The organism is Bradyrhizobium sp. MI1.3, from assembly GCF_055811695.1.
Map to the genome: position 1 here is coordinate 1 of NZ_JBVVPQ010000092.1, position 24,382 is coordinate 24,382.

At 60.6% G+C, this 24,382-nt stretch carries 19 protein-coding genes and 3 pseudogenes; 13 read left to right on the forward strand and 9 right to left on the reverse strand.

Features of this window, described 5'->3' with window-relative positions:
• The first annotated feature begins 650 nt into the window (after positions 1-650).
• Complete coding sequence (locus tag AC0L3A_RS35980) at positions 651-860, forward strand: hypothetical protein (RefSeq protein ID WP_473256150.1); 210 nt, start codon at positions 651-653, stop codon at positions 858-860.
• A gap of 5 nt (positions 861-865) precedes the next feature.
• Here the strand turns inward: AC0L3A_RS35980 and AC0L3A_RS35985 are convergent, their stop codons facing one another.
• The 3 genes from AC0L3A_RS35985 to AC0L3A_RS35995 form a co-directional block, all read right to left on the reverse strand.
• Positions 866-4,462, reverse strand: coding sequence for an NACHT domain-containing protein (locus AC0L3A_RS35985; protein WP_473256151.1), 3,597 nt, complete (start codon positions 4,460-4,462; stop codon positions 866-868).
• Positions 4,459-5,229, reverse strand: a complete 771-nt coding sequence (locus AC0L3A_RS35990; protein WP_473256152.1) for a hypothetical protein — start codon at positions 5,227-5,229, stop codon at positions 4,459-4,461. The genes AC0L3A_RS35985 and AC0L3A_RS35990 overlap by 4 nt, the downstream gene beginning before the upstream one ends.
• A 210-nt stretch (positions 5,230-5,439) precedes the next feature.
• Entirely contained in the window at positions 5,440-5,889 is a 450-nt protein-coding gene (locus AC0L3A_RS35995) for a hypothetical protein (RefSeq protein ID WP_473256153.1), read from the reverse strand.
• A gap of 72 nt (positions 5,890-5,961) precedes the next feature.
• Between AC0L3A_RS35995 and AC0L3A_RS36000 the strand changes: the two are divergent.
• A pseudogene (locus AC0L3A_RS36000) lies at positions 5,962-6,185 on the forward strand (DUF3606 domain-containing protein).
• 32 nt (positions 6,186-6,217) lie between these two features.
• On the opposite strand, the gene AC0L3A_RS36005 reads toward AC0L3A_RS36000, so the two are convergent.
• Complete coding sequence (locus tag AC0L3A_RS36005; protein ID WP_473256154.1) at positions 6,218-6,484, reverse strand: hypothetical protein; 267 nt, start codon at positions 6,482-6,484, stop codon at positions 6,218-6,220.
• Between the two features lie 498 nt (positions 6,485-6,982).
• Here AC0L3A_RS36005 and AC0L3A_RS36010 point away from each other — a divergent pair, with 498 nt between their 5' ends.
• On the forward strand, positions 6,983-7,504 hold the full coding sequence (locus tag AC0L3A_RS36010; protein WP_473256155.1) for a thermonuclease family protein: 522 nt from the start codon (positions 6,983-6,985) through the stop codon (positions 7,502-7,504).
• A 134-nt stretch (positions 7,505-7,638) separates the two neighbouring features.
• Complete coding sequence (locus tag AC0L3A_RS36015) at positions 7,639-7,821, forward strand: hypothetical protein (RefSeq protein WP_438745996.1); 183 nt, start codon at positions 7,639-7,641, stop codon at positions 7,819-7,821.
• Between the two features lie 313 nt (positions 7,822-8,134).
• Here AC0L3A_RS36015 and AC0L3A_RS36020 read toward each other — a convergent pair whose 3' ends face one another.
• Both AC0L3A_RS36020 and AC0L3A_RS36025 read right to left on the reverse strand, forming a co-directional pair.
• Positions 8,135-9,424 carry a M20 metallopeptidase family protein gene (locus AC0L3A_RS36020; RefSeq protein ID WP_473256156.1) on the reverse strand — a complete coding sequence of 430 codons (1,290 nt, stop codon included), beginning with the start codon at positions 9,422-9,424 and terminating at the stop codon, positions 8,135-8,137.
• A 79-nt stretch (positions 9,425-9,503) separates the two neighbouring features.
• Complete coding sequence (locus AC0L3A_RS36025) at positions 9,504-10,406, reverse strand: hypothetical protein (RefSeq protein WP_473256157.1); 903 nt, start codon at positions 10,404-10,406, stop codon at positions 9,504-9,506.
• Between the two features lie 111 nt (positions 10,407-10,517).
• Here AC0L3A_RS36025 and AC0L3A_RS36030 point away from each other — a divergent pair, with 111 nt between their 5' ends.
• The 8 genes and pseudogenes from AC0L3A_RS36030 to AC0L3A_RS36065 all read left to right on the forward strand — a co-directional run.
• Positions 10,518-11,357, forward strand: coding sequence for a hypothetical protein (locus AC0L3A_RS36030; RefSeq protein ID WP_473256158.1), 840 nt, complete (start codon positions 10,518-10,520; stop codon positions 11,355-11,357).
• Positions 11,358-11,808: 451 nt separating this feature from the next.
• Positions 11,809-12,051, forward strand: coding sequence for a hypothetical protein (locus AC0L3A_RS36035; protein WP_473256159.1), 243 nt, complete (start codon positions 11,809-11,811; stop codon positions 12,049-12,051).
• Positions 12,048-14,519 carry an AAA family ATPase gene (locus tag AC0L3A_RS36040; protein ID WP_473256160.1) on the forward strand — a complete coding sequence of 824 codons (2,472 nt, stop codon included), beginning with the start codon at positions 12,048-12,050 and terminating at the stop codon, positions 14,517-14,519. The genes AC0L3A_RS36035 and AC0L3A_RS36040 overlap by 4 nt, the downstream gene beginning before the upstream one ends.
• Before the next feature lie 218 nt (positions 14,520-14,737).
• Positions 14,738-15,781 (forward strand): hypothetical protein, encoded by a 1,044-nt coding sequence (locus AC0L3A_RS36045; protein ID WP_473256161.1) that lies wholly within the window; start codon positions 14,738-14,740, stop codon positions 15,779-15,781.
• Complete coding sequence (locus AC0L3A_RS36050) at positions 15,736-17,700, forward strand: hypothetical protein (RefSeq protein WP_473256162.1); 1,965 nt, start codon at positions 15,736-15,738, stop codon at positions 17,698-17,700. The genes AC0L3A_RS36045 and AC0L3A_RS36050 overlap by 46 nt, the downstream gene beginning before the upstream one ends.
• A gap of 148 nt (positions 17,701-17,848) precedes the next feature.
• Positions 17,849-19,516, forward strand: a complete 1,668-nt coding sequence (locus AC0L3A_RS36055) for a hypothetical protein (protein ID WP_473256163.1) — start codon at positions 17,849-17,851, stop codon at positions 19,514-19,516.
• A gap of 1 nt (position 19,517) precedes the next feature.
• Complete coding sequence (locus AC0L3A_RS36060; protein ID WP_438746007.1) at positions 19,518-19,700, forward strand: hypothetical protein; 183 nt, start codon at positions 19,518-19,520, stop codon at positions 19,698-19,700.
• Positions 19,701-20,196: 496 nt separating this feature from the next.
• A pseudogene (locus AC0L3A_RS36065) lies at positions 20,197-20,850 on the forward strand (ArdC family protein); the annotation flags it as partial.
• Between the two features lie 82 nt (positions 20,851-20,932).
• Here AC0L3A_RS36065 and AC0L3A_RS36070 read toward each other — a convergent pair.
• From AC0L3A_RS36070 to AC0L3A_RS36080, 3 genes are read right to left on the reverse strand one after another with little or no spacing between them, the layout of a single operon-like run.
• A complete protein-coding gene (locus AC0L3A_RS36070) occupies positions 20,933-21,925 on the reverse strand; it encodes a tyrosine-type recombinase/integrase (protein ID WP_247297730.1) in 993 nt (330 codons plus the stop codon).
• Positions 21,922-22,863 carry a tyrosine-type recombinase/integrase gene (locus tag AC0L3A_RS36075; protein ID WP_473256164.1) on the reverse strand — a complete coding sequence of 314 codons (942 nt, stop codon included), beginning with the start codon at positions 22,861-22,863 and terminating at the stop codon, positions 21,922-21,924. The genes AC0L3A_RS36070 and AC0L3A_RS36075 overlap by 4 nt, the downstream gene beginning before the upstream one ends.
• On the reverse strand, positions 22,860-24,071 hold the full coding sequence (locus AC0L3A_RS36080; RefSeq protein WP_473256165.1) for a tyrosine-type recombinase/integrase: 1,212 nt from the start codon (positions 24,069-24,071) through the stop codon (positions 22,860-22,862). The genes AC0L3A_RS36075 and AC0L3A_RS36080 overlap by 4 nt, the downstream gene beginning before the upstream one ends.
• A 147-nt stretch (positions 24,072-24,218) precedes the next feature.
• Here AC0L3A_RS36080 and AC0L3A_RS36085 point away from each other — a divergent pair.
• Positions 24,219-24,314: pseudogene (locus tag AC0L3A_RS36085) on the forward strand (zincin-like metallopeptidase domain-containing protein); the annotation flags it as partial.
• Positions 24,315-24,382 lie beyond the last annotated feature (68 nt).

Here is a 24,382-nt window from a genome sequence, read left to right on the forward strand (position 1 = left end):
GCAACGGCCAGCTCAAGCCCGCGGCCTCGAACCGCCGGAGCGCCAGGCGCACCGTCGAGGGCGCCGCGCCCACCCGTTTGTTCTTCCTGCCAATTAGCCAACGAATGCCGCTGGTGTCGTAAAATGCGCAACATCATAGTTGCTTCAAGAAGCTATCGGAATTCGGAAATGCAAGTTGGCGTAATCTAAAACGCTGCTTTGTTGCCGCTGGCCCAGGGCATTGAAGTGCGGGGCCGATCGCAACCAGACTGCAGCCGTTTTCAATGAATACGCCGTTGGCTGCCTTCAGCGATCGCCCGCGTCATCGGGCAAGATTTCCGCGGCGCCTCGCGTTGCAGCGCAAGCGAGCAGCCTAGTTACGTCTCGTCCGATTGCTTCGAGTTCTGCACGGCAATGAGCAAGCTCTGCGTTGAGAATAGCAAGATTGTCCAAGAGAATATCCTCACAGCGCTAGGCTGTGATGCTGCGGCAATCAGAATCACAGTGCCCAGCGGGCTTGCCCAGTATCGCACAATGGGTGAGCGCCGTCTGTTTTGCAACCCATTAACGACAGATCTACCTGTTGAAGGCACGCTCGGAGACCGTCGCACGCGAGCAGCGTTCCAGAACTCGTGCAAAATGGGAAGCCGCTGCCGGTCGAGTGCTATTTCATGCGAAGGCGGGAGGGCGGACCCGGCCTCGAAGTCGCCGACTTCATCATGCATGCGATCGGCCGTCAGGCACGTCACAATGTCACCAAGCGGGGCCCGTTCCAGCCGAAGTTCGCCGTTCACGGCATCGATACAAAGCTGGTCAGTTTTATGGAGGTGTCATCAGTCGTGCCAAGGCAAGCGGGTGAGGCTGATACGACAGGCCATTAAGTAACCTAGTCCAGGCGGCACTTTGCCCGAGAGCTCTTTTCCGAAGACAGTCGAGGTCTCAAGTCCAATCCCCTTGCCATGAGCTTGGCTGTCCCTCCGAGTTCCCTCGATATTCGTTGCGCTTCATCGTTCAGTAAGGACATTAATTCCTCGAACCCGATGAGCTTGCCGGTCTGGGGATGCTCCCATTCGCGAATCTTTGCGATGGTCACAAGAAGACATCCTGTACGGCACTCGTCGGCGGCCATGTATTTGGTCAAGAGTTGATCGTGGATCGTGTTGAACAGGTCGGTTCCGGAGCGCTCATCTCCGAGTTTGAGTTCAATCGTTCCTTGCTGTCCGGACACAGTCGATCGAAACCGAATGTCGGTCTCCTTCTCGTCTGCCGTCACCGCCTCCTGATCGATGGTGTAGTTTTGCCTGGCGGCGTCCCGAAGGACGCCAGCTAATGCTCGCCGCATCACGTGCTCGTCTCTGATGCTGGCCCATAGCTCGCGAGGCGACACGTCCTGAAGCAACAGGTCGTCAATGTCATCGAGACGGTCCTGCATGAGCGCAAACATCGCTTCTCGGTTCTTTGGTGGCGCCTCTCCGGTCTTGTCAAGAATTGAGAATTCCGTCTCCGTAAGCGCAACGCTGTCCGCTTCCTCCGCCGCTTTTTGCTGCGCGAGCGCCATGGTGCGGTCCTTGATATGCACGAACAACGGATCGCCGGCCATTTCGATCTTTGCCGCCCAGCCTTCAGGGCCGGTTGAAGCGAACAGCGCGCTTAAGATTGCGCTCCGCCCCCGCTCAGCGTGGTCCCGCGTGTCAAGAGAATGCGACCCTTCGTGCTGCGTATCGTCGCCTATCCGAACTTGGGCATAGGCGAGCCGGAGAAGGCGAAGCAAAAGCGGTGGTGTAAATCCAGGCCCGTGGAGATCGAAACCAAGACCGCCGTATTCGTGGCCGAAAAGGTCCGCAAATAACTGAACGCCCGAGCCCAGCTTGGCGGCCGGCATATTCGCGAGACCCTTCTCCAGGAGATCGATGCCTGCGCCCGGATTTAGGTTTAGAAGCGCTGGCAACCACACCTTTGCGAAAGGAAGGGTGAGTCCCACAGCGAGACGTTGCTGTGCGGCCAGCTTTATAAAGCTGCGATCGTCATCGCTACCCGATTTGATTAGGATTTCGATCGCCTGACGCAGGTTTTGCTCATACTGCGGATCATTGGCGCGAGTCTGACTCTGCGCCACCTCGGCCAACCAAGTGCGGATACGCGGAACAAAGAGGGCGGCTACGATGGCCGGTGCGTGGTTGATATTCTGCAGGAACATCGAATAGCCGTTCGTTCTCGTGACCTCTTGCAGGGAGACGCTGAGTTCCTGACCAAGGACGCGATCCACGGTTTGCGGATACTCGACCGCAAGTGCTTCGAGCCACGACGGAAAGCTGTTGAGCTCTATCGGCGCGTAGCGGCAGGCGAGCTCAGCTTCGCTCTCCGTTAGCCGCTTGGCCCAATTTGGATCCTCCGCCTCTGCGGCAATCCCGGCGAGGCCAAACTGCCAGCGAACCAAGAACGAGTCCTTTTGTTCTTCCGCGCGTTCACTGCGCAGCGTCGGTCTATCCCTGCGCCACGCGGCCATCATTGTTTCGCGAAGTCGGTTAGCGACGGCCGCGCCGAACTGTTCCTGGATGAAGCGTCGATTCCATCCTGAAGCCCGGCTTTTTTCACCTGAGCGCTCGACCGCCCGCCATAGATCCCAGGCTGTACCGGCGGCGCGATCCGCAGCAAAGACCGCGTCCGGATTTTGCACGATCTCACGCCAAAACATCATCCAGCTTGCATGTGCCTTGGCTGTCCGACGTTCGGCCTGCTTTGCCTGTTTTGCTCGCTCCGCCTCCATCCGGCGGTATTCGGCTGAGCCATCCTGCGGCTTCAGGCGATTATCGATGATCGTGGTGAGGGCGGACGAGTCCGAAACAAGCGGCTTGAGGCTTTCAAGCAGCGTCTGAGGATCGGTCGCGTTGCTTGTGAGCAAGACCATCTCGGCCCATAGCATCATCTCGCGATGGTCGAGCGGCTCCTGACGCTCGGCGAGGCGTTTTCGAACCCATGCAGCATCCTTTTCGCCGAGCGGGATGCCACCATGGTGGGACACGTCGAAGATGCGTTGCCAGGCGTCCTTGACCTTATGAATCGTCGCGACGAAAGCATCTTCCTTCCAAAAGGCCGTCTCTCGCGCTTCCGGAGAAAGTTCTCCGAGCGCGTGCCGCAATCTGGCTAGAGCCTCTCTCTCGGTGCCATGCTCGTTCTTTGAGAGCCGAATTGCAAGTAGGCTCGACGAAATCCACGCTTCCGTCCGGACGCCTTCAGCCTCCTGCCGGCGGCATGTTGCTATAAGTGCCGGCAACAGCTCGTAGCGTTTGGTTCGTACATGCGGGTATTTATCAGGGGCCCACGCGATCCCATCAAGGATCAGATCCGTCAGCGCTTGGCGCAATTCATCAAGATCCTCTGGTGAGAGGCCCGCGATCTCAATCTCGTGTGGCAGACGGTGATTTAGTTCGCCGATGCTACGGACATTCTGCTTTACCCGCTTCAATATTCGTGACAATCGGCTTACCGAAAGATGGGTAGGGAACAAGGTGATCAGCGCACGGCGGGCCATCGCGTCAGGCCATCGAGCAGGCTCGTTTTCGAGCGACTCTGCCAGTGCTTCGAGATGCTCGTCGCTCAGGTGCACCAAGGCTTCAGTTGCGAGGCTGCGTTCATAATCATCGCCGGCAGCATCCATCGCAATCGCATAAACGATGTCCGCACACGCCTTTAGCTTTCCGGCAATAACGATCCGGAGCAAAAGGCTTCGCACTTCCGGATTTCCGATCCCGGATTTCCATAGCCTCCTAACACTGGGCGCAAGTTCCGGCGAGGCGAACCGATGAACTTGGATTTCCGGGGTGCTGAGGCCGCGCCAGCCGCCGCGGCCGTAGCGCTCGACATAAGCTTCGAGCGCTCTGATCCGCTGGGCCACACTCAGCGACTGCGGGTCGCCGTGATCCAAAACGACAGCAGGATCAAGTTCCACGATATCATCAAAGATGGTGTGGTGCCAAAGAGAAAGCCACGCCGCCACCGGATGCATCGAGGGGCGGACCGTCCGTACCCCTTGCGCCGTCTCTACGAACAAGAGCCGCTTGATGGATTTGATCGAAACACTGCGGGCGAGCAGGGCGTCGAGCCGCTTCGCGGCAAGAAACTCGAGCACGGACCGGTGGTGAAAGCGAACGCGGCCATAGCTGGCGAAGCCAAACAACGCTCGCTCCAAGAGGACCGATTGTGCCGCGTCGCTCCAGTCCAGCAAGATCTTGGAAACGTCCAGCGCTGCTTCGCTTGCGTGGACGCTGTCCGCATCTGCCGAGTGGCGCAGGGTCAGCTTCCGGGTCAGCAACGCAGCGAGAGCCAGGCGGCTGGAGCCTTCAATTGCCGTTTCTTGCGAGAACTCCACTCTCTCCTTCGGGGCCGTCCTCGGCTTCAGCTTGGTGGCGATGTTGCTCTCAACCTGTTCTCGATGGGAACGAATGCGATGATGTTCGCGCCAATCCGAGCACAACTCGATCAAGTCTTGGGGACGTTCCGCGAATGTTCCGCATCGCGCTCCCGGATGTCGGCCAACAATTTCTCGGGATCGGTCACGCCCTGGAGAACGGCAAACTCGCGCATCTGCTCCGTCGATAGCGGCATCAGACTGACATTGCGCCATGGCTTTGGCCTGGTTTCATCCTTGATCTTTTGTTGGTGCCGGTCCATCACGATGTCGGCGAACGCTTCGGCTGTAGACGTCGCCTTTCTCGCAGTTGGTATCGGCAAATGTTCGGCAAAAAGCTCGCGGTCGATCGGAACCGGCCGCGTTGTGACGATTATTCTCGCGCGTCCGAGCTGCCCCGCCAGCGCCTTGTTGAGACGTTTCAGCGCTTGCTCAAAGCTCCCAAGCGTCAGCTTAAGTTCGTCGTATGAATCCAGGAAGAAGGTCGCAATCTCGGATTGGGAGCGTAGCCACGCCTCGAAGCGCTGCTCCTCGTCATAGGTCAGCATATCGCGGACTGAACTGCCGGCCAGCGTCGCGAGTTCCAGAAAGAATGCTGGTTCGCCAGCCTTCCAGAGCCTGGCCTGCTGTGTTTGGCACTCGTAAGTCTTTCCCGCGCCAGCTTCGGAAACCATGACCACGCGTTGCGAGCGCAACAGCTCGTCCCAACCAAAACCACCGCTCCAGCCCATGCGCGAGAGACTTGATGCTCTTTCGATATCCGCGACCTCGATATCCGACAGGTCTCGAAACGAGCGCTTGATGGATGATGGGGTGGAGGAGGCAGTGGTTGTTGGTGACATGGCTGAGCAACTGGCCTGGTCCGAAGGAGTCGTTTGATTCGAGGGTGCTACAATAGCAGCGTGCAACCGCGAGGAATGGGAGCAATTGAATCAACCAGGGATGATCGAGGTCCGACCGGGTCGCAAACCCATCTCTCATTTCCGGAAGTGAATTTCCGACGGGTAAGGCTTCGACGAACGAGGAGATCCCCGCCGAAGCGTTGAGGCCGGTTACCTCGAAACGAGGCAGCCGGTTTGCACCCTCAATTCCCGGGCGGAGCCAAGGATATCCAGCCAGGCTTCAAACGTCGTAGCTGACGGGTGTTGGATGAATTCGGAAAAGCGCGGTGCTGGATCGTCGAGCGGATTATCGGACGGGCCATAAGCCAAGCTACTTCGCCAACGATAAAGCACCTCGTTCAGCTCGACGGCGGCCTCCCAGCGAGGCCCGTCCGGCTCGGTTGGATGGCGCAACTGGCGCGGGCCCCAATGTTCGTGCGCCAGCAGCCAAAATCGGCGCGCTATCGGGCCGGGATAGCGGATGCGTATCCGCGGAGAGAGCAGTCCCTGCTGTTCAAGGTATTCAAGCAAGCCTGACCCGACTTTCCGGCCACGAAAAGCGTGAAGGGAATCGAGCTCGCGCGCGAACACGTCCGTGGCCATGTAGCGTTGAAACTGCATGATTACCCATATCACGAGTCGCTGAGGTTCAAGAGCTCAACCACGACCACTTCTGTCGCGATCTATAGGTTCATTGCAGGCCCGCGCCGTGCGAACTGCGCATTCCGATCGGCTCGGCCGTTCCCGCAAACTTCAGCGCGCGGGCGCAAGCAGGACCGGGCCCGTGTGGCCGGCGGCCAAAAGTATGAGGTGGGTACGAGTCCAAGAAGACAGGACGGGTCGGCGTCAGCGGTCAAGAAGGCAATCAAAAGGTCGGAAACAGCCGGAAGCGAGTCGAGAAGCGTCTCGCGAGCTAGTCACCTTTGCCGGCGCCGCTCGTTCAGCGTGCCTAGACCTGGGTCGGATATTCGGGGCAGGTATCGCCGATCGAGTCCAGGACCTCGGTCACTGCGCCGGCCGCCACGTGGGCCGAAAGACCCGCTGGCGGATCCAGGCAGACGATTTCGAATGCCCGCTCACTGGCGTGGGGATCTGCGCGGTCCTGCATCCAGCCGTGGTACTCACACTGGCGGATCGCTCCTGCCTCCTGCAGAACGGCTATCGCCCACCCCTGTATTGTGCGGATCGCCGTCCGTCTCTCCTTGGACATCAGCATCAAGACCGCTCCTCCGCGAGGCACGAGTCCTTGCAGCCCTCGACTCGTTCCGGCTGCTAACACAGAGCAGGGATTCCAAGCCGTCCGGGCGGGTGCTTGTCCCCGTGTTCCGCCGTCCAGTGCAAAACCAGGCGGCAATCCTGTCTTTCCTTGTCCTCATGGCGCATGACGACTTACAGCGCCTCGTCTGGTACGGGCGCTGTAGCGCTTTTGCCTGGTCCCAAGGGGCGCCGGGAACGAAACTTACGCGCTTTGGCCGCGGAACAGTCTGCCATTTGAAGCGACCGGCAAGGTTATGATGAGTGACGGCGTCTGGAAGGTCGATGAATTCATTTGGCAGATGGATGCGATTGTGCTCTGGGCTCGCTTCGAGGGACGCTGGCTGCGCGGCTGAGAATTTCACTATCCCGAGCGGCCCGGGAACCCCCGGCACTGAGCCGCTCGAAATTTAGCCGAAATCCAGTCCGCGACATTTGCGATAGCTACAAGGTCATTGGAATGCGTCGAACCTCTGTCGCATTGATTCTCACCATTCTGTCGAGCGTGGCGCTGGCCGATGATTTTGTCGGACAGGCCAGCATTATCGACGGCGACACGCTGGAATTGCATGGCGTGCGTATCCGGCTTTGGGGTATCGATGCACCGGAGAGCAGCCAGCTGTGCCACGGCGAAGACAGCTTGCAATATCGTTGCGGTGCGCAGGCCGCAAACGACCTTGACGCCTTCATTGCCCGCCGTCCTATCAATTGTGTCCCAGTCAGCCTCGACCCGTATGGCCGCACGGTTGCGACCTGCTCGGTCGCAGGCAGGGATCTCGGGGAATGGCTTGTACGCAACGGTCTTGCGTTGGATTGGCCCCAATACTCGAAGGGCAGGTATCACGAAGCTCAGCGCGAGGCTGAGCGCATCGGCCAGGGACTCTGGAAGGGCAGCTACGTGGAGCCGTGGCTCTATCGTGCATGCATCCGCGCACGTGGAAAGCCGTCCGCCTGTTCGGACGATGCAAGCGCCCATCCTTGAGGCGATCCCGGCAAGGAGCCAATCCACAACGTGCGTTGGTCTATCACCGCACTTGGGGCCGGTGGCTCTGGCGCGGTTTGGGCGACTCACGCTACCCATCATTCCCAATGGCCTCACTGCACAATGGAAATGAAATGGTTGCAGCCACCCGTGATTTGCCGGCCTCCGGTTACGCACTCGAAGTCGACGGCCGGCTCAAAGCCGAATTTGCCACCAGAGACGGAGCCAGGGCAGGTGGCGAAGAACTCAAGAAGCGTTTTCCCATGCTTCAGATCAGGATCTGTGACGCGCAGACGAATGCGCGCGAGGAAATCTAGATCCGCTGATTCAAGTTTTGGCAGAGTTGCTCGGCCTGCGCGCGTGCGGCTTTCGCCGCATCGGGCTTTCGTGAACCGAGCCGCGTTGCGTCTCGGCCATCCGGCTTTAATCCCTCGCGCAAAGGGATGCGGAGCTCCTCGCCGGGGGCACTCGGAAAAGGGGCCACCGTCATGAGTATGCCGGCCGATGCAGCCTGTTCCGATGAGCGATAAGGCGACATCCGCGACTATGGTCGTCCCGACCACCACTCTGTGCGGTTAAGAGGGTGCCCGGGAAGGGGCAATGAGAGCGACGATGGCGCGGGTCATTTGGCTATTGCCAATCCATCTTCCCAGTGGTCCCAATGACGGCCAACGTCGTCATGAGACGAAGGCCTTGAGCGAAGACATCGGGGTGCGCATCAAACTCCTTTGTATGGACTCCGGCCAGTCCATGTCCGTCCTTGGTGACGCCGATGGAAAAGTACAGCGCGGACATGACGTCCGTATAATATGAGAAATCTTCCGAGAACATGCCGCGCCCAGGATGGGTCTCCAGCGCCCCGGGCCATGCCCGTCCGAGAGGCGGGATGATCTGCTCGAACAGCGCAGGGTCGTTTCGCGTCGCCGGCGCACCCGCTCGGATCGTCCAGTCGTAATTTACAGTCGCCTCCGCTGCCATTCGCGAGACAAGCTGATCGAGCTTGTCCTTGAGTGAGGGCTCGCCGTTCTCGCCCTGTGCGATATTCTCGAAGCTGCGGATGGTGCCGCTGACATCGGCCTCCGCGGGGATAACATTGCCTGCATTGCCATCAGCGAGGAGTCGTGTGACCGAAATGATGACAGGCTTGTTAGCGATATTAAGGTGACGGGCCGGATACTCAGACAGCTCGATCGCCATGCGCGCGGCGACGAGCGGCGTATCGCTGCCTTCATTGGGCGCAGCCGCGTGCGAGCCCGTCCCCTTGATTTTGAGATGAAAGTAGTTGCTTCCGGCTAGGGCAAAACCCGGTGCGATGGCGATGGTCCCTATCGGCATGCCGGGAGCGACATGTTCGGCGAAGATTGCCTTGACCCCGAGGCGTTCGAGAATCTTCTCGTGGACAATGTCATCGGCGCCGCCCGGGGTTTCCTCGGCCGGTTGAAACAAGAAGACGATCTTTCCTGAAATACGGTTCTTGTTGGCGATCAGAATGGCAGCGGTGCCGAGCAAGATCGATGCGTGGATGTCGTGACCACAATTATGCATCAAGCCGTCGATCCGTGAGCGCGGGGTGTGAGACATTGGCTCGACCGCGTTGAGCTCGAGGGGGCGGGCGTCCATCTCAGCTCGCAGTGCAATAACTGGTCCCGGCCTGCCGCTATCAAGAATTGCGATCACGGCCGTCGGCGCTTCGGTCGAGACGATAAACTCCGTGAAGCCAAATCCCTTCAGCGCATCCAGAAGATACACCTGGGCCTTGAACTCCTTCTTCCCCAGCTCGGGATTCTCATGCAGGAACGTGTAGGCGCTTCGTACAGGCTCTGTCATCGACGCAATTGCGGTCGACAAATCTGCGGCGACCGCCGGTGCGCGGCCAAAGAGCGCCAGCAGGCTGAGACCAATGACGGCCATTTTTTGCATCGATGCCTCAACCCTCGTAAGAGGACGAAATTACAGGCCTTGTCGAGCCTTGTTCCAATCGAGAGCGCGATCAATCGAGCTAACGTCGATCACAGACCACGGTCCCCAGATAGGTTACGTTTGGCGCGGCCAGCTTGGTAAAATCGATGTCCATTGATCCGCCACCGAGTGTCGCGATCGTCCCGGAGGCGTTGAAATTCACGCCCGAAATCGCAAGAGCGGCCGCATTGATCTGGTCGATGGTAGCGAGGATGCCTTTGACTGCATTGCACATTCTGGGGAATTGATCGCCGGGCCTGCATTCCGCTGCTCGGAAGCAATTGGCGAGCTTCTCATAGATCGCCTCTATCCTGCCTGTGACCTCGCCCAGCTTCTGATTGGCCCGTTTCAGCCGCGCCGTTCCCGCCACTTCTGCGAACCGGTCGTTGATTTGATCCGGCGACGGATGCTGGAGCTGCCACTCGGCAACGATTCGATCGAGATCTGCCTTCGAGAGCGGGGGTCTTATCTCGGCCTGCCCCTCCACTATCGTGCTTCGGCCATTGCCAAGTGTGTTGATCGCGCTCTTGTAAGGTGAGGGGGCCTCGAGTGTGGACGAGGACGGCTGACCGAGTATTTCGTTGATGTACCCGTCCGCACGAACCTTCTGCTCGTACACACGAATGAGAGCCATGGAGGCAACGAAAACCGCTGTGGCGCAGAGGGCAAGGAAGCCCGCGAATATGAAGAAATGAATACGCGAGCGGAGATACTGCTCCGCGGTCATTCCCTTCGGCACGACGCGGCCAGTTTCGATACGTATCGCCTCCAGGCGATCTCCTTCTTTCAGCTTCTCGATCTTGTCCATCAGGATCTGGAAGCGTTTCACCCGCCACGCAATCAGCGTCCAGGCGAGGACCGTTGCCAGATACGCGATAAGGGCGAGAGGGTTCGCCGCCGCCGCGGGTATGGCATTTAGAAAGGCGCCAATTTCTTCGATCATAGAGTTTGCAAGTAATGGTTGCGGTATGCTTTTGCAAAGTGCAAATTGGATGCGATTTCAATACATCAAATCATAGGTTGTGGTCCGAGTTAAGATGTTTAGGAGGCTTGCTTGAAAATTCTTTGCGTCTCTCTGCTAAAGAGCGCTCTCTGCTGTCTTGGCTTGGCAGGCGCGATCTTCCTTTCGATTGAGCTCCCCGTCTTTGCACAGTCAGCTGATCCTGCGGTCCAGTCCCAACCGTCCAAGGTCGAGCTTGCGCAGCGGCTATCAGCGGCGATGTCCGCGGCCCGAGAAAAAGTTATCTCGGATTTCGGGCCAAACGCATTTGACCGCGCGGACATTCCCGGTGGCAAGACTCTCGGAGACGTCTGGACGGATTATCTGGGACGTGCCGGGTATCCGAGCTCCCTTGCGGAGCGGCAAAGATTCGCCGGGATCCTGCGGGCTGAGCTCGACCAGCAGGCCGCGCTTGTACTTGTGATGGCGCCTGCCCGCGACGAGGCTATCGAGCATCTGGTCGTCTCGCTGAGGCGGATCGTCTCGGGGCGATCGGCAAGACTGGTCGTGCGTCAAGACCCCAACGGGGGGCGCTTCTCGGTCATGTTCGGAGAGGACACGTCCATCCAAACCACGCTACAGGCGGACGACGGCTCGAGCTATCAGCCGCGGTCTGGCGATGAGATCGCCTGGCAATTCACCTGTGCTGGAAAATTGCCTGACCTGAATGCCAGCGTCCGCGGTTGCTACGACAAGAATTACGGGTACTTGATGGCGAATTCAGCAAAGCGCCCCCTGGAATCGGCACAGGGACGATATGTTTTCCAGGGAACCAGATCCACCGGCGAACAGATGACGCTCGAAGCGCCGAGCGGATTCTGCAGGCCTATCTTCCTGGAGCTCAAGTCCGGCGCGTGCAAGCTCGAAGTCGAGATTGTCAGGGCTGGAAAGTAACTCGGCTCTCCCGGAGAGGTACTTGCTATGCGATCTTGCGGGCTCGGCGCAGGAAGCGGCGGGCCATTAGCCCGACGAGCATGACGTCATCGGCCCGCGGGCTCATCGGCCGGAAGGGAGAACACAATGGGGCGTCGTCCCGTGAGCAAGGGCTCGCCGCTTCCGGTTCAAAGGTTGCGGCGCGGTGCTCTCGGCCGACTGTCGCATTTGACAGAATTGCGACGCGGCGACGCTAAGAAACCTACTCGCACGGCTGAGGAGGTCGCTCAGAATCAGTTCTGTACGAAACGTACCAAGGGGCGCGCTGTCTGCGAGGTGGATAACGCGTTAGCCGTGTTGAATGTGAGGCCGAATCCGTACCACGTGCGTGCACGAAAGCAGTAGCAAGACGATCATTTGCGTTGCCGCATTGAGTGACGACGACGGACGATTATGTGTTTGGGGGAGCATAGTGACGAATACTCAAATTGCGTTCGAAATCGATGACAGCAGAACCGTTGATGAAAACATCTCGGCGCTCTCGGCCGCGCTCAAGCGGATCGATGATCCCCTGGCAGACGTCCTGTCGGGGGCACTGTCAAGCCTCAGCCTGGACATCGCTCTCGATCACGATGCGCTCCTGGACGCGTTGTATGCAGCGACCTCGCCTATCGAATCCCAGCAGACCGCCTCTGAGGGAGGCCCTGCACAATGAGCGGCTGGTATCTCCAGAAGGTCTCCATCGAAGGCTTTCGCGGCATCAACAACGAGGGTGCCCCTCTAGTCCTCAAACTCAAGACGGATTGCGTCAACTCCATCTCCGCGCCCAACGGGGTAGGAAAGACATCGATCTTTGATGCGGTGGTCTACGCGATCACCGGCCGAATTCCCAAGCTCGATGATCTGCCCGCGGCCGAAAGGGGCTCGTCTTATTATCTGAACCGCTTCCATGCGGGTGGTGTGGGAACGATCACCCTGACCCTTATGCCTGCCGGCGGCGGCGCCGAGGTCGATGTGACCGTCCGGCGCGATGCCGCCGGCGGGCGAACCGTTGTGGCTAGCGCAGGTGCAGACGGAAATGCGATCCTGGCGGACCTCAATCGCGAGTTCGTCCTTCTCGATGGAAAGACATTTCAGGACTTTATCGATCTTGCGCCGCAGAAGCGCGGGCGGTCGTTCGCGGGGCTGCTGGGCCTGAAGCGTTACTCGTCGCTGCGGCAAGGGTTGGCCTCGCTGACAAACACGAGGGCATTCAACAATCGCTTCGGTGTCGCCGGCAAGGAAGCCAAGCAAAATAGTGCGGCCGTATCCGTCCAGCGGGCCCGAGGCAATATCAAGGAGGCCTTCACGGCGCTCGTCGGCGACGAATACGATCCGGCCGAAGCCGAGGCAACGATGCTCGCGAAGGCGCATTCCGCCCTCAGTGGCATCGAACTGCTCAAGCCCCTCTGCGACGGCCGGAGGTTCGAGGAGATCGATCCTTCAAGTTGCGTCGATGCAGCGAAAGCCGCCGAGGGAGGTGAGGCAAGGACAGAACTCGCGAAAATCCTGCGCGACGAGGCGAGGTGGTCAGAGGCCGTGAAAGCCGCGCCAAGCGAACAGCATGCCAAGCGCCTCGTGGACCTGGCCGATTCTCGCGACGTCGCCTTAAGACTTACGCAAGGAGATCTGTTTCGTCAGCTCTACGGTCTCAGCGAAACCATCCTTGAGGATGACAGTTGGGATGACAAGTGCCTCTGCCCGACATGTGATCAATCCGCTCGCGGTTCGATTCTCGATCACGTTCGCGACAAAATCGCGGCGTTTGAGGCCGTGGAGACTGCTTCTGCCAATCTGGCTCGAGAGTGGACCGAACAAGGCTGGAATCAGCTTGACGAGCTGGAACGGTTGGGCCGCCAGGAAGATGAGCCGGCCCAGCTCTCCGATGCAAAGGACGTCGGACTGAAGGGGGCGCTGGACGGGGCGCGCGCACGCGCGCTCGCCGAATGGCTGAAGATGCTCACGAAGCGCGCGCTCGCCAATGTCAAAGAGTTTTCCGACAGGAAACTTACCCTGGAGAAGGGCCTTCCCGACAAGCTCACGGCTGTGGTGGAAAGGGCTGAAGCCGCACGCCGTCTTCAGAGCAATTTGTCGGACCTGCGCGCCGCGCGGAGAGAGCAGTCCGCCATCACTGCAGAGCTTGCGCGAATTGCCCGGGTCAAGAGCTTCCTTGACACAGCCGGCTCCTGCTTCGCAAGCGCCGAATCCGCGGCAAGTGCGCGTCGGCTCGCTGCGATCGAACCCGTCAGCCGAAATATCTTCGCAGCGATCATGTACACCGATGTAGTGCCGGCCCTGAGGAAGCGCGCCGGCAGCGAGGATCTTTCCATCTCGCTTGCTCAGTTCTGGACGCTGCCGGACGTCTCAGCCCAAGCCGTTCTCTCCGAAAGCTATCGCAACGCCTTCGCGATCAGCGTCTATTTGGCGGCCGCTTCGCTCTATGGTGGGGGCGCCAAGTTTCTGATTCTCGATGACGTCACATCGAGCTTTGATTCCGGACACCAGTTCCACCTGATGAACGTGTTCAAGGAACAATTCGCCCGGCCCTGCGTCCCCGATGGCCCACAGGTCATCCTTCTCAGCCACGACACTGTCCTCGAGAAGCTGTTCAACACAAATGCCAACGAGGGCGGCTGGTGGCATCAGTGCATTCAGGGCACGGCACGAACATCGGTGCTGCCACAGTCGGGCGCAATCCATAAGATCCGCGATGCGACTCACGCCTTTCTGGATACCGGCAACACCGATGATGCCGCTCCCCGTATCAGGCAGTACCTCGAGTTCAAGCTCGAGGAGATCATCTCCAAAGTCGGCATTCCGGTGCCTATCGGCATTGCCTTCAACGACGACAAGCACATGGCGAAAAACCTGATAGACGCCATCAGGGCAGCCGTCGATCTCCACGAAGCGGCTGGCCGCCTGGTCCTGGAGCCTGCCCAACTCGCCGGCCTCGGCACCTCGGTGGCAACCATCGTGAGCAATTACCTCTCGCATTGGGCGACGGGGCAGACCCATGCGTTCACGGCCCCGGCCCTGAAAGGGGTCATGCAAGCGATCGAGAATTTCGCGGGTTGCTTTCAGTTCGAGCATCCGGCAGGCTCGAGCCAATACCGTTACTACCGGTCTCTTGGTCAAAGGATGTGAGGCTGGGCAGGGCGGCTTGAGCCGGCCGTAAAATCAACCTGGCGCGACTTCTCATGGCATCGCCGTCGAGGAGAGTTAGAGATAGCGTATCCTCGAAGCCAACACAAACTGCCTTCGACGGGGCTTAGGCTCTGCCCAGGCTCTAAGAATTTAATCGCGCCCTGGGCAGGATTCCAAGTACCCGTCTCGCAAGTCCCATTCGTTGCAACCGATCACTCATGCCTCTCACCCCCGAAGAGCTTTCCCGTCAGAGCCAATTGAAATCTGCGCTTCAGGCCGAGAGGAACGCCCACAAGCTGGAAAATCTCGCGGCCGGACTTGTGGGCCGGCTGCTGGGCATTTCGATTGCGGTGGCCAAGTCAGGTTTTCAACACGGTGGCGACGCGGGTGCGGTCGGCCAGCAGGATCGCCGGTTCCGCCTGGAGTGCAAGAAATATGGCGACGACACCAGCCTGAGCGATCGCGAACTCCTCGGCGAAATCGACCATGCGCTGGCACGCGACGAGGCGCTGGAAGCATGGGTCCTGATTGCCACGCGCAGCGTTCCCGAGCAGCTCGCCCAGGACCTGGTGCAAAAGGGCGAACGGCTCGGCATTCCCGTTGTCGTCATCGGCTGGAAGGAACATGAGCCTGCGCCGCTCGCTGCCTTGTGCGCATTTGGCCCCGATCTCGTGCAAGCCGAGTTCTCGCAAGACGCTGGCAATCATGCACGCAGCTTACAACCTGCCATGGGCGAGGCAATCGCCAACCTGCGGCGCAATCTGCAGGTTTGGTGCCTTGGCTTCGAAAGCCTGCGATCCGAATCGCACCGCAAACTGCAGGGCATCTGGACCTCGCATCGCCTTTCGAATGCCGAACTGGGGCAGGATGCGGCGGGAGGGGCTCAGTCCAAGAGGGTGCGGCGCCAACGGGTTCATGCTGCGCTGGATGCCTGGTGGAGGGGTGCTGCCGTTAACGACGCGCCGGCGGCGATCGTCGGGTGGCACGGTGTCGGGAAGACCTGGGCCGCGCTCGATTGGCTGACTGACCGGATGCGCGAACAGCCGATTATCCTCACCGTTCCCTCTTCCGCGCTCGCCGGTCTGACCGGGATCCCATCAGGCGTTTTTTGGCCGAGCGGCTCTGTGAGCTTACCGGCACACGCGATCCCGAGCATTGGTTGCGTCGGCTTGCCTACCTGCTCAAGCGGCCGAGGGAGGAGGGGCCCGTTCTCACCGTGCTGTTCGATGGCCTCAATCAGGAGCCCTCGGTTCCTCGGCTAACGCTCCTCAAGGCCATCCAGGGCGTGGCCTTCGAGGGGCGGGTGCGTGTGATCATCAGCACGCGCCGATATCATTTTGACGACAAGCTCTCGGGACTTCGCGGGCTTGTTGTCGCGGCAGTCCCCGTCGCCGTCGACGTCTATGATGCCACTTCAGGCGGCGAGCTCGACCAGATGCTCGCTTTCGAGAACCTCACTTGGGCAGATTTGCATCCCGAACTCATCGAACTTGCGTGCACGCCGCGCTTGTTCAGGCTTGTCATCCGCTTTCGCGATCGGCTCGTGGAGGCGGGTCAGGGCACGGTCCATCGGCTGTTGTGGGAATATGGGCGGGACACCTTCGGTGACCGGGCCGGCAAATCCTTCAGCGAAAATGAGTGGCGTGCATGGCTTGCTGAAGTCGCGGGACGCTACCGCGGCGGTATCCAGGAATTCTCGCTCAAGAGCCTTGGCGAAACGGCAAGCCGGCCCGATCTCTCCGAGCGGGAGGTGTATGCCCGGCTGAGCGACATCATTGACGGACGCTTTGCACTGCCCGGACCCTCGGGCGCAATGCAGCTCAGTCCGACGGTCGTAGCTCACGCGCTCGGGGCCGCGCTGCTTGCACAACTCGATGCGATGGATGGTGCGACCTTTGCGGCGGCCGAAGCCGAGGTCACGCAATGGCTCGACCCGATTGCCGGCCTTGATCAGCGCGCGGAAATTCTGCGGGCGGCTGTATCTATCCTTGTCGAACGGGGAGGCCCGTTCACAACGCCTATCGGAGGCGTTCTTGTCACGGCGTGGCTGCAAACCCAGAACGTGACCGATAACCACCGCCGCGAGCTTGCGAGCCTGGCACCGAGCATTCCAGACGCCCTTCTCGACGCCGTGGAACAGTCGGGCGCGCACGCGCACGCATCCGCTCGGATGTGGGCGGTCAATGCGCTTCGCGCCATCCCGCGGATTGAAGGCGCACAATTGACCGCGATCGTTGCGCGGGTCCGTGCCTGGTTTTCGATCGTGTCCCGCGAAGTCGACAACAGGCCGGACGCGAACGCCGACTTCGAGCGGCGTCGTGCGGAGCGTTACCGCGGCCGTGTCGGGATCGATACGTCCGGAGCATTGACGGTGCTGGGCGTTACGCTTCGTCTCGTCGGCCGCGACGATGGCAGGCTGCAGGCCGCGGCGCCTTCGATTCTCGAGGGGTTCCCTCTATCGAAGATCATGCCGTGTTTCGAAGCCATCGCGGTTGCTTCGGCCGTCCGCGGACACGCGGATGGCTGGCAGGGCCTGAAATGGCTTTGCTACTTGAATGAGCTCGATCCCGAACCCACAGCTGTTGCCCTGCGCGGTCTGTCCGGGGATATCCGCTCGCGCACGCCCGAATCCGGCATTCACCCGCAGCTTCCTGCACGGGCCGCGGCGCTCGTGCTCTGGCTCAGCGGACAGGAAGCCGACGAGGAATGCGCCGCTGGCCTCGACCCGGGCATCGACCGGCACTACACCTATGAGAATGACTACTGCCAAACCCGAGCCGGAGTTTCTTTGCCCTTGAACGCCGGCACGCGCACGTTGCGCTTGAGGACAAGGGGCGGCCTCTCCATACCCGTTTGCAGCGCACCGGCGAGCTGTGGCTTGATCCAACCTTTCAGCCGCCACCCGGCTTCGTCGAGGAGTTGCGTTCCGCCGCGGCCGCCTTCGATGTGGCGAAGCTCCACCGGCAGATGGGACACATTCCGGAAGAATTGTTCTTCGAACAACTCCAACCGGCACTCGCACGATGCGCTCCGGACGCTCTCGCCGCCTTGCTACGGCGCAAAATGGACAGCTTCGCGTCCTGTCCGCCCGAGTCACGCTATTGGAGCGCCATTCACGCCACCGAGGCTCTCATCCTGGCAGGAACGGCGGAGGCGCAGGCAGCACAGGTTTTGCGCCTGAGCGCGCACGAAGCGGACGAGAATAATGATGCGATCTCGGCAAGCGAGCTGCTCAAGATCGAACTGCAGTCCCTTGGTGATGCACAACTCAGTTCGATAGGCTTATTGCGGCCGATCTCAAATTCATTCCTGCCGATTTTGCCGAGGTCATGCGAAATGCGTCCTCTGCGGACATTGACGCCCTGATTGCGCGGTACGGCGCGGCGCCTGCCAAGCAGCGGCGTGATCTCGTCGTGCTCTTGTCGGTTCACCCGGGGGGCTTTAGCGACACAGCCTGGTCGTGGCTGATAAGTTTGATCGACCAGCCCGATCATGAGCTGGACGGTGTGCTGTTTCGCATGCTGACACTGGCCGATGCCGCTCGGTTTGGGCACTATCTTGCCGCAAAGGCCTGGGGCTGGAGCCCGTCGGCCGATGTCTGGGTCAACCACTATGGCACCGGCGCACTTATCAGAGCCGAATCGGCTCTGCCCTTTGACCAGTTGGGGCCCCGGCTTGCGCCGTGGCGCCTGCTGGAAGCGGCGCGTGTGCGTGGCGCCGATCCCACTGAGGTGCGGCTTGCCGCCGAGATCTTCGGTCACGTGCTTGCTGCCAACAAAATCGCGGAACCGGACCCGGGCTCGACACTCACGGTCGACCGGACGGAGAAGAGATTCACACCGTTCTTCGTTTCCGTGCAGCTGAGACCAGATCCCCAAGACCGAAATAGCCCTGCAGCGATCCGCGCTGCGCTCGATGCCGATGCGCGCATCAAGGCTCACCAACGTGCGGTAGAGACCGCAACAGCCCGCATCGAGGAAGCAAGGCAATCAGGAGCGAGCCTCTATCTCACCAATGTTGATGCCGTCGATCTGGTTCCTGTGATCCAGCATGCATCCAACATGATCGATCGCTGGCTGGAAGGCTCGCACGACATCAGTACGGATTTCCGTAGACGCGTGCGCCTTGCGGAGACTGCGTTCCTTGCGCTGTGTGAGGCGCTGCTCATTCAAGAGCCCACGCGCGGTGCCGCGCTGTGGCGCGCACTGCACAGGACCGTGACAACACGCTACATTGGTCCGGCCGGTGTAGACGAGTTGCTGCATATCGTGTTTCGCGTTCCCGATTCGGCGCCCGTCGCCGCGCTTCGGGATGAACTTGTTAGCCTACCATTCTGCCACTCGGATCAAGATCTCTTCGATGTCGCCTTGGCGGCGGCGTACAATGGCAAGGCTGCCTGGATCGCCGATCTTGCGGCTGCGGATCGTGCCTCGTCGCTGACTTGGCGGCAGCGACGTGGTGCCCTCCTGGACGGGCTAGGCATCGGTTATGCGCTACCTGTCCCGAACGCCTGGCCCGAAGGCGAGATGCGCACGGATAGTGCCGGTCTGCGCGCTAAGGCCGCGCGGCTGCGCTGGCGTGAAGCCTGCGCCCATCATTGGTGGCAGACCTATATCGCAGCTCAGGATGCGGTAGAGGCTTATGCCTCTTGGGTCCTGTTTCTGCGCTCGGCGGACGCGCGCGCCTGGACCTGGATGCGCGATGATCTGCAAGGACAAGCCAATAGTGACGGCTTCTTTGCCCTTAAATTCGCACATGTGCAGCTCAACCGAGCGGAACTAAAGCGAGCGATGGACAAGACTCTGGAGAGACGTGACAAGACGTTTCTCAATCACGACATCGTGGAAGGCATCGGGCCTTGGGCGAAAGCGGCCAGCCCCATCCAATCAATCCACAAGTGTGATAGCCAATCACCGCCTTTGGCAATCGAGTCTCGCGCGGTTTGGGCGCCTCAGGCTACCCATCATTCCCAATCACACACTGCACAACGGGAATGAAATGATTGCAGCCACCCGCGAATTGCCGGCATCTGGTTACGCGCTTGAAGTCGACGGCCGGCTCAAGACCGAATTTACAACCAGAGACGGCGCCAGGGCAGGTGGCGAAGAACTGAAGAGGCGTTTTCCCATGCTTCGGATCAGGATCTATGACGCGCAGACGCATGCGCGCGAGGAAATCTAGGTTCTCCGACTCAAGCTTTGGGGGAGTTCTTCCGCTCGCGCGCGTGCGGCTCCGCCGCATCGGGCTTTCGTGAACCGAGCCGCGTTGCGTCTCAGCCATCCGGCTTTAATCCCTCGCGCAAAGGGATACGGAGCTCCTCGCCGGGGGCACTCGGAAAAGGGGCTCGCCTGCGGCGATCGCTATCACTGCCCCGTTCCCGGGTGCCCTCTTAACCGGTCTCGTCGCTGCACTCGGACCCGCGTGCCCCTTTGGGTCGCTATGCTCACGCTCTCCGGGTGCCATTTTCCTTGAGGCGATGCGCCCCTGGCGCACGCCTGGTCGGGCCTGCGGCCCTAGGTAGCTCAACGGAATTCCATGAACACCCGATGGAAGGCGGGCTGCGTCGCAGATTTCGCATTCTCTCAGGTAGAGGCGAGAGTCAGAGTGTCGCGCGGGTTTGCCGAGACGGGTTACAGGCTGCGAGAGAGGCTCGCGGCGCCCGTCGCGGAGATCCGCGATGTCCAGACATCATCCTCGGGCGCGCACCGGTGAGGACCGGGCAAACCTTTATGACGAAATCACCTACAAGATCATCGTCGAACTGGAGGCTGGCCGAGTGCCGTGGGTGCAGCCTTGGGGCACCGCGGCGGCGAAGGGGCCACTGGCCTTGCCGAAGAGCGCCGCGTCCGGCCGCCAATACAGCGGCATAAACATCTTAATTTTATGGGGTGCCGCGACCGAACACGGTTTTACTGGGCAGAGCTGGCTTACCTTCCGCCAAGCGCTGTCGCTCGGTGGCTATGTCCGCAAGGGCGAGCGCGGCACGACAGTCGTCTATGCCGACCGCTTTGTGCCGGTCGACGAAAAGCGCCGCGCACACGAGACCGGCAAAGAGGCACAAGCTGTACCATTTTTGAAGCGCTTCACCGTTTTCAATCTCGATCAATGCGACGGGCTGGCTTCGGACATCGTAACCGCTGCGCCACCACCGCCGCCCAGCATGATCGAGCCGACGGTCGATGCTCTGATCAAGGCGACCGGCATCGACTTCCGGATCAGCGGCAACCGCGCCTTCTATGCGCCGGCGGAAGATTATGTGCAGGTGCCCCCACCGCAAGCCTATTTCGAACCGATCAATTGGCATCGAACGGCCCTGCACGAGCTGGCACATAATGCCGTGATCCAGATTATGCCGCATGGCCTCTGTTGGAGGCTGGATATCCCGGTGTTGGCCATGCGGCTGTTCGGCATAATCAGAGCCCTTCAAGGAACGCGAGCAGTTTGTCGTCCGGCCGGAACCGACCCGGCGGCGCGGATGGTGCGGCGACGAGAGCGAGCGCCTTTTCCTTCATCCGCATATCGGCGTGGATGTAGATCTGGGTGGTCTCGACGTTCTCGTGACCAAGCCAGAGCGCGATCACCGCAGGATCGACGCCATGATGGAGCAGGTCCATCGCCGTGCTGTGGCGCAGCGTATGCGGTGTGACCCGCTTGGTGCCGATGCTCGGGCACGCGCGCGACGCCGTGAGGCAGTGCTTGCGGACCAGATGCTCAAGAGCGTCACGGCTCAGCCGTTCGCCCCGGATCGACGGGAACAGCGGCTTGCTCTGGTCTTTGTCGTTGCCGATCCACGTCGCCAGCAGCTTGGCTGTCTCGCGGCGAAGTGGGGTGGCGCGCTCCTTGCGGCCCTTGCCCATGCAACGGATGTGAGCGCCGGTTCCAAGCGCGACATCGCCCCGGGTAAGGCCGACCAGTTCGGAAGCTCGCAGGCCTGTCTGGATTGCGAGCAACAGCAGAGCATGATCGCGCCGGCCCGCCCATGTGGTGCGATCCGGAGCCGCCAGCAACGCCGCCATCTCTTCGGCATCGAGGAACGTAACTGCACGCTTCACATAGCGCTTGTTGGGCATGGCCAGGATACGCTGGCAGTGTAGTAGCCAGGTCGGATCGGTCATCGCGACGAAGCGGAAGAACGATCGGATCGCCGCGAGCCGGGTGTTGCGGCTGCGGGCGCTATTGCCCCGCGTGGTCTCGGTATGGGCGAGGAAGTCCGCGACCAGATCGGCGTCGATATCTTCGACCGTCAGGTTGACTGGCGGCTTGTTGCGGCGAGTGCTCGCGTACCTGAGCAGTAGCCGGAACGTATCGCGATAGCCAGCGACCGTATGTCGGCTCGCCTCCAGTTGCGTGCAAAGCCGCTCGGTGAAGAAGCGCTGGATCAGCGCAGGTAAGGCGATGGTGCTCATTGTGCCATCTCCCCGCCGCTCGCGGTGGCGCGGCCCATCGCTAGATCGAGCAGCTCCGGGACCGCCTCCAGATACCAATATGTTCCAGAAGGGTTGCTATGACCCAGATAGGTCGTCAGCCGGATCATCTCGCGCGCCGGGTCCTTGCCAGTCCGGTACCAGTTGATCATCGTACGCACGGCGAAGGTGTGGCGCAGGTCGTGGATGCGCGGTCCCCGGCCGTGCCGCTGGTACTGCTGCTCGGATCGCAATCCGATCTGCTGGCATGCTTGCGCAAAGTTGTAGCGGGCCCCACAGTCGGTGAGCCGAGTCGCCTTGTCAGTTATGAACATCGGCTTCGCCGGATGACCGATCAACCGGTCGCGTTTGACGCGATAGTCTAGCAGTCGCTCGACGGCGCTGGGGTCGAGCGGCAGCAGTCGCTCCTTACCGTTCTTACCTTGTCGGACGCGTAACGCACCATTATCGGCATCGAGGTCGTCTCCATCGAGCGCGAGCGCCTCGCTGACGCGCAGGCCCGTGATCGCGATGAGTGCGAACAGCGTCGAGCAGGTCAGCCCGCGCAATCCGCAAATCGACGGAAGTGCTATTGCGGCCGCGATGATCGAAGCGACTTCCGCGTCGCTGTAGATATACGGTCGGGAGCGCATCACGGTATTCGGCAACAATCCCCGGGGCGGGGCTTCATGCGCCAGATCGAAGCTACTTAGCCACTGCGCGAAGAGGCGCACGACGGTAAGCCGCGCCGCTCGCGTCCTGCCGTTGGCCTCGTCGAGCGTAGCATGCCAGCGCAGGAACAGCGCCGTGTCGATATGCGTCGCATGCTCGCGGTCGGCAAACCGCGTGAAGCGGCGGAGGATGCGCTCGCTGGTGCTCAGGTCGTAGCCGAGGCTGCGCCGCACGGCCAGATAGCGATCGAGTTGGGAGGTGAGGCTCATTGCGCGCCTCCCACTACGGGCCAGGGCATTGCTATCGATCGCATCCCATCTATGTCGAGACGGGCATATATCATGGTCGATGTGCGTGAGCGATGCCGCAGCAGGTCGCCCACCTCGTCGAGCGATGCACCCGAGTTCACCAACTGGACCGCAAGGCTATGACGCAGCAGGTGCGATCCCACATAGGGCGTCACCGGTTTCTGGCCGGTCGCCTTCAGGGCATCCTTTAGGACGGCGTTGACGATTTGGCTGTCATTGAACGGACGGTGTGGCGCGCGATGGGTAACGAACATCATGCGGCAGGACGTGGGGCCGCGCTCCTCGCGCAGATAGCGGCTCAGCGCATCGCCAACCTCCGAGCTGATCGGCACGCGATCGTGGAGTTTGCCCTTGCCACGAACCAAGAGTTCGCCCGCGCGCCAGTCGACGTCGTCCAACCGGATCGCGATGACCTCGGCAGCACGCAAGCCAAGCCGGGCCATGATGAGCAGCATCGCATAGTCCCGAGCCCCGTGCCGCGGGTTGTGGCGCACGCAGGCGAGCACCGCCTCAACGCCCTCGGGCACCAGATGGCGCGGCAGTCGTGCTCCCCAGCGTTTCGCCGTTCTAGGCAGACTCAGAGCTAGATTGGTCGCTGTCGCGCCACTGCCGAACAGATATTGCAGGAAGATACGAACATGCGTCGCTACCGTCTTGTCGCGCCGCGCACTTGCCATTACGTGCTCAAGGAAGCTGATCACGTCGGCGGGCCGCAACCGCCCCGGATCAACCATCGCATCGCCAAAGCGATGATCGAGGAACCGGTTGGCGAACCGCAGCGTGTGATAGATCGTCCGCGGGCTAAGGCCGCGATGCTTGACCAAATAGGTCTCGAAGTCCGCCAGTAGGGCCGCACGCGCTTGCTGCGCCTCGCTCAACGGCACTGGATGCGTCACGCCGATATCGAGGAGATGCTGCGCGAACCGGCGGACCAACCTATACGGCCATATCGTGCCGGTTTTCTTACGCGGCACCTTGCGTCCCAGATGCTCGGCCATATCGAGCGTCAACGCTGAAGGACCGATGCCCTGGACATCCATCGCGTGACCCACCTTTCGTAGGATCGATAGGTAGCTCTTGACCGTGCCGGCGCTGTAATTCTCCGCCGCAAAACTCGCTGCGAACGAGCCAAGATGCGGCTCGATGCAGGTCTGCAAATATTGAGACATGATCTTCGTGCTCCTTGTTGTTGGAGCGACGAAGATTATGCCGAATGGGATTGGCGGGATCATGCCGCCAACCGGGCCCAGCCGAGCAGATGCGGCATAATCTGGATCGCGGCATTATGCACGTTATGCCGATATCGGCATAAGTCGCATGCCAGCGGCCATCCGTCACGCCTCAACCGCGACTTGTCGGGCAGCTTTGGTACCAAGAAGTATGCCTTTGAGGAGTTGGTTGCTTTATCTTGACAGTCTGCACCGACTCTCAGTGTCTTGCTGACGTCGATGCAACAGGACTGACGGGGGCGATAGGTCGT

Coding starts and splice junctions, on each gene's coding strand:
- AC0L3A_RS36060 (WP_438746007.1), top strand. CDS start 19,518: ATGATTGCAGCCACCCGCGAATTGCCGGCATCTGGTTACGCGCTTGAA.
- AC0L3A_RS36005 (WP_473256154.1), bottom strand. CDS start 6,484: ATGCTGATGTCCAAGGAGAGACGGACGGCGATCCGCACAATACAGGGG.
- AC0L3A_RS36045 (WP_473256161.1), top strand. CDS start 14,738: ATGCCTCTCACCCCCGAAGAGCTTTCCCGTCAGAGCCAATTGAAATCT.
- AC0L3A_RS35990 (WP_473256152.1), bottom strand. CDS start 5,229: ATGTCACCAACAACCACTGCCTCCTCCACCCCATCATCCATCAAGCGC.
- AC0L3A_RS35995 (WP_473256153.1), bottom strand. CDS start 5,889: ATGCAGTTTCAACGCTACATGGCCACGGACGTGTTCGCGCGCGAGCTC.
- AC0L3A_RS36015 (WP_438745996.1), top strand. CDS start 7,639: ATGGTTGCAGCCACCCGTGATTTGCCGGCCTCCGGTTACGCACTCGAA.
- AC0L3A_RS36020 (WP_473256156.1), bottom strand. CDS start 9,424: ATGCAAAAAATGGCCGTCATTGGTCTCAGCCTGCTGGCGCTCTTTGGC.
- AC0L3A_RS36055 (WP_473256163.1), top strand. CDS start 17,849: ATGCGAAATGCGTCCTCTGCGGACATTGACGCCCTGATTGCGCGGTAC.
- AC0L3A_RS36075 (WP_473256164.1), bottom strand. CDS start 22,863: ATGAGCCTCACCTCCCAACTCGATCGCTATCTGGCCGTGCGGCGCAGC.
- AC0L3A_RS36070 (WP_247297730.1), bottom strand. CDS start 21,925: ATGAGCACCATCGCCTTACCTGCGCTGATCCAGCGCTTCTTCACCGAG.
- AC0L3A_RS36080 (WP_473256165.1), bottom strand. CDS start 24,071: ATGTCTCAATATTTGCAGACCTGCATCGAGCCGCATCTTGGCTCGTTC.
- AC0L3A_RS36010 (WP_473256155.1), top strand. CDS start 6,983: ATGCGTCGAACCTCTGTCGCATTGATTCTCACCATTCTGTCGAGCGTG.
- AC0L3A_RS35980 (WP_473256150.1), top strand. CDS start 651: ATGCGAAGGCGGGAGGGCGGACCCGGCCTCGAAGTCGCCGACTTCATC.
- AC0L3A_RS36025 (WP_473256157.1), bottom strand. CDS start 10,406: ATGATCGAAGAAATTGGCGCCTTTCTAAATGCCATACCCGCGGCGGCG.
- AC0L3A_RS36040 (WP_473256160.1), top strand. CDS start 12,048: ATGAGCGGCTGGTATCTCCAGAAGGTCTCCATCGAAGGCTTTCGCGGC.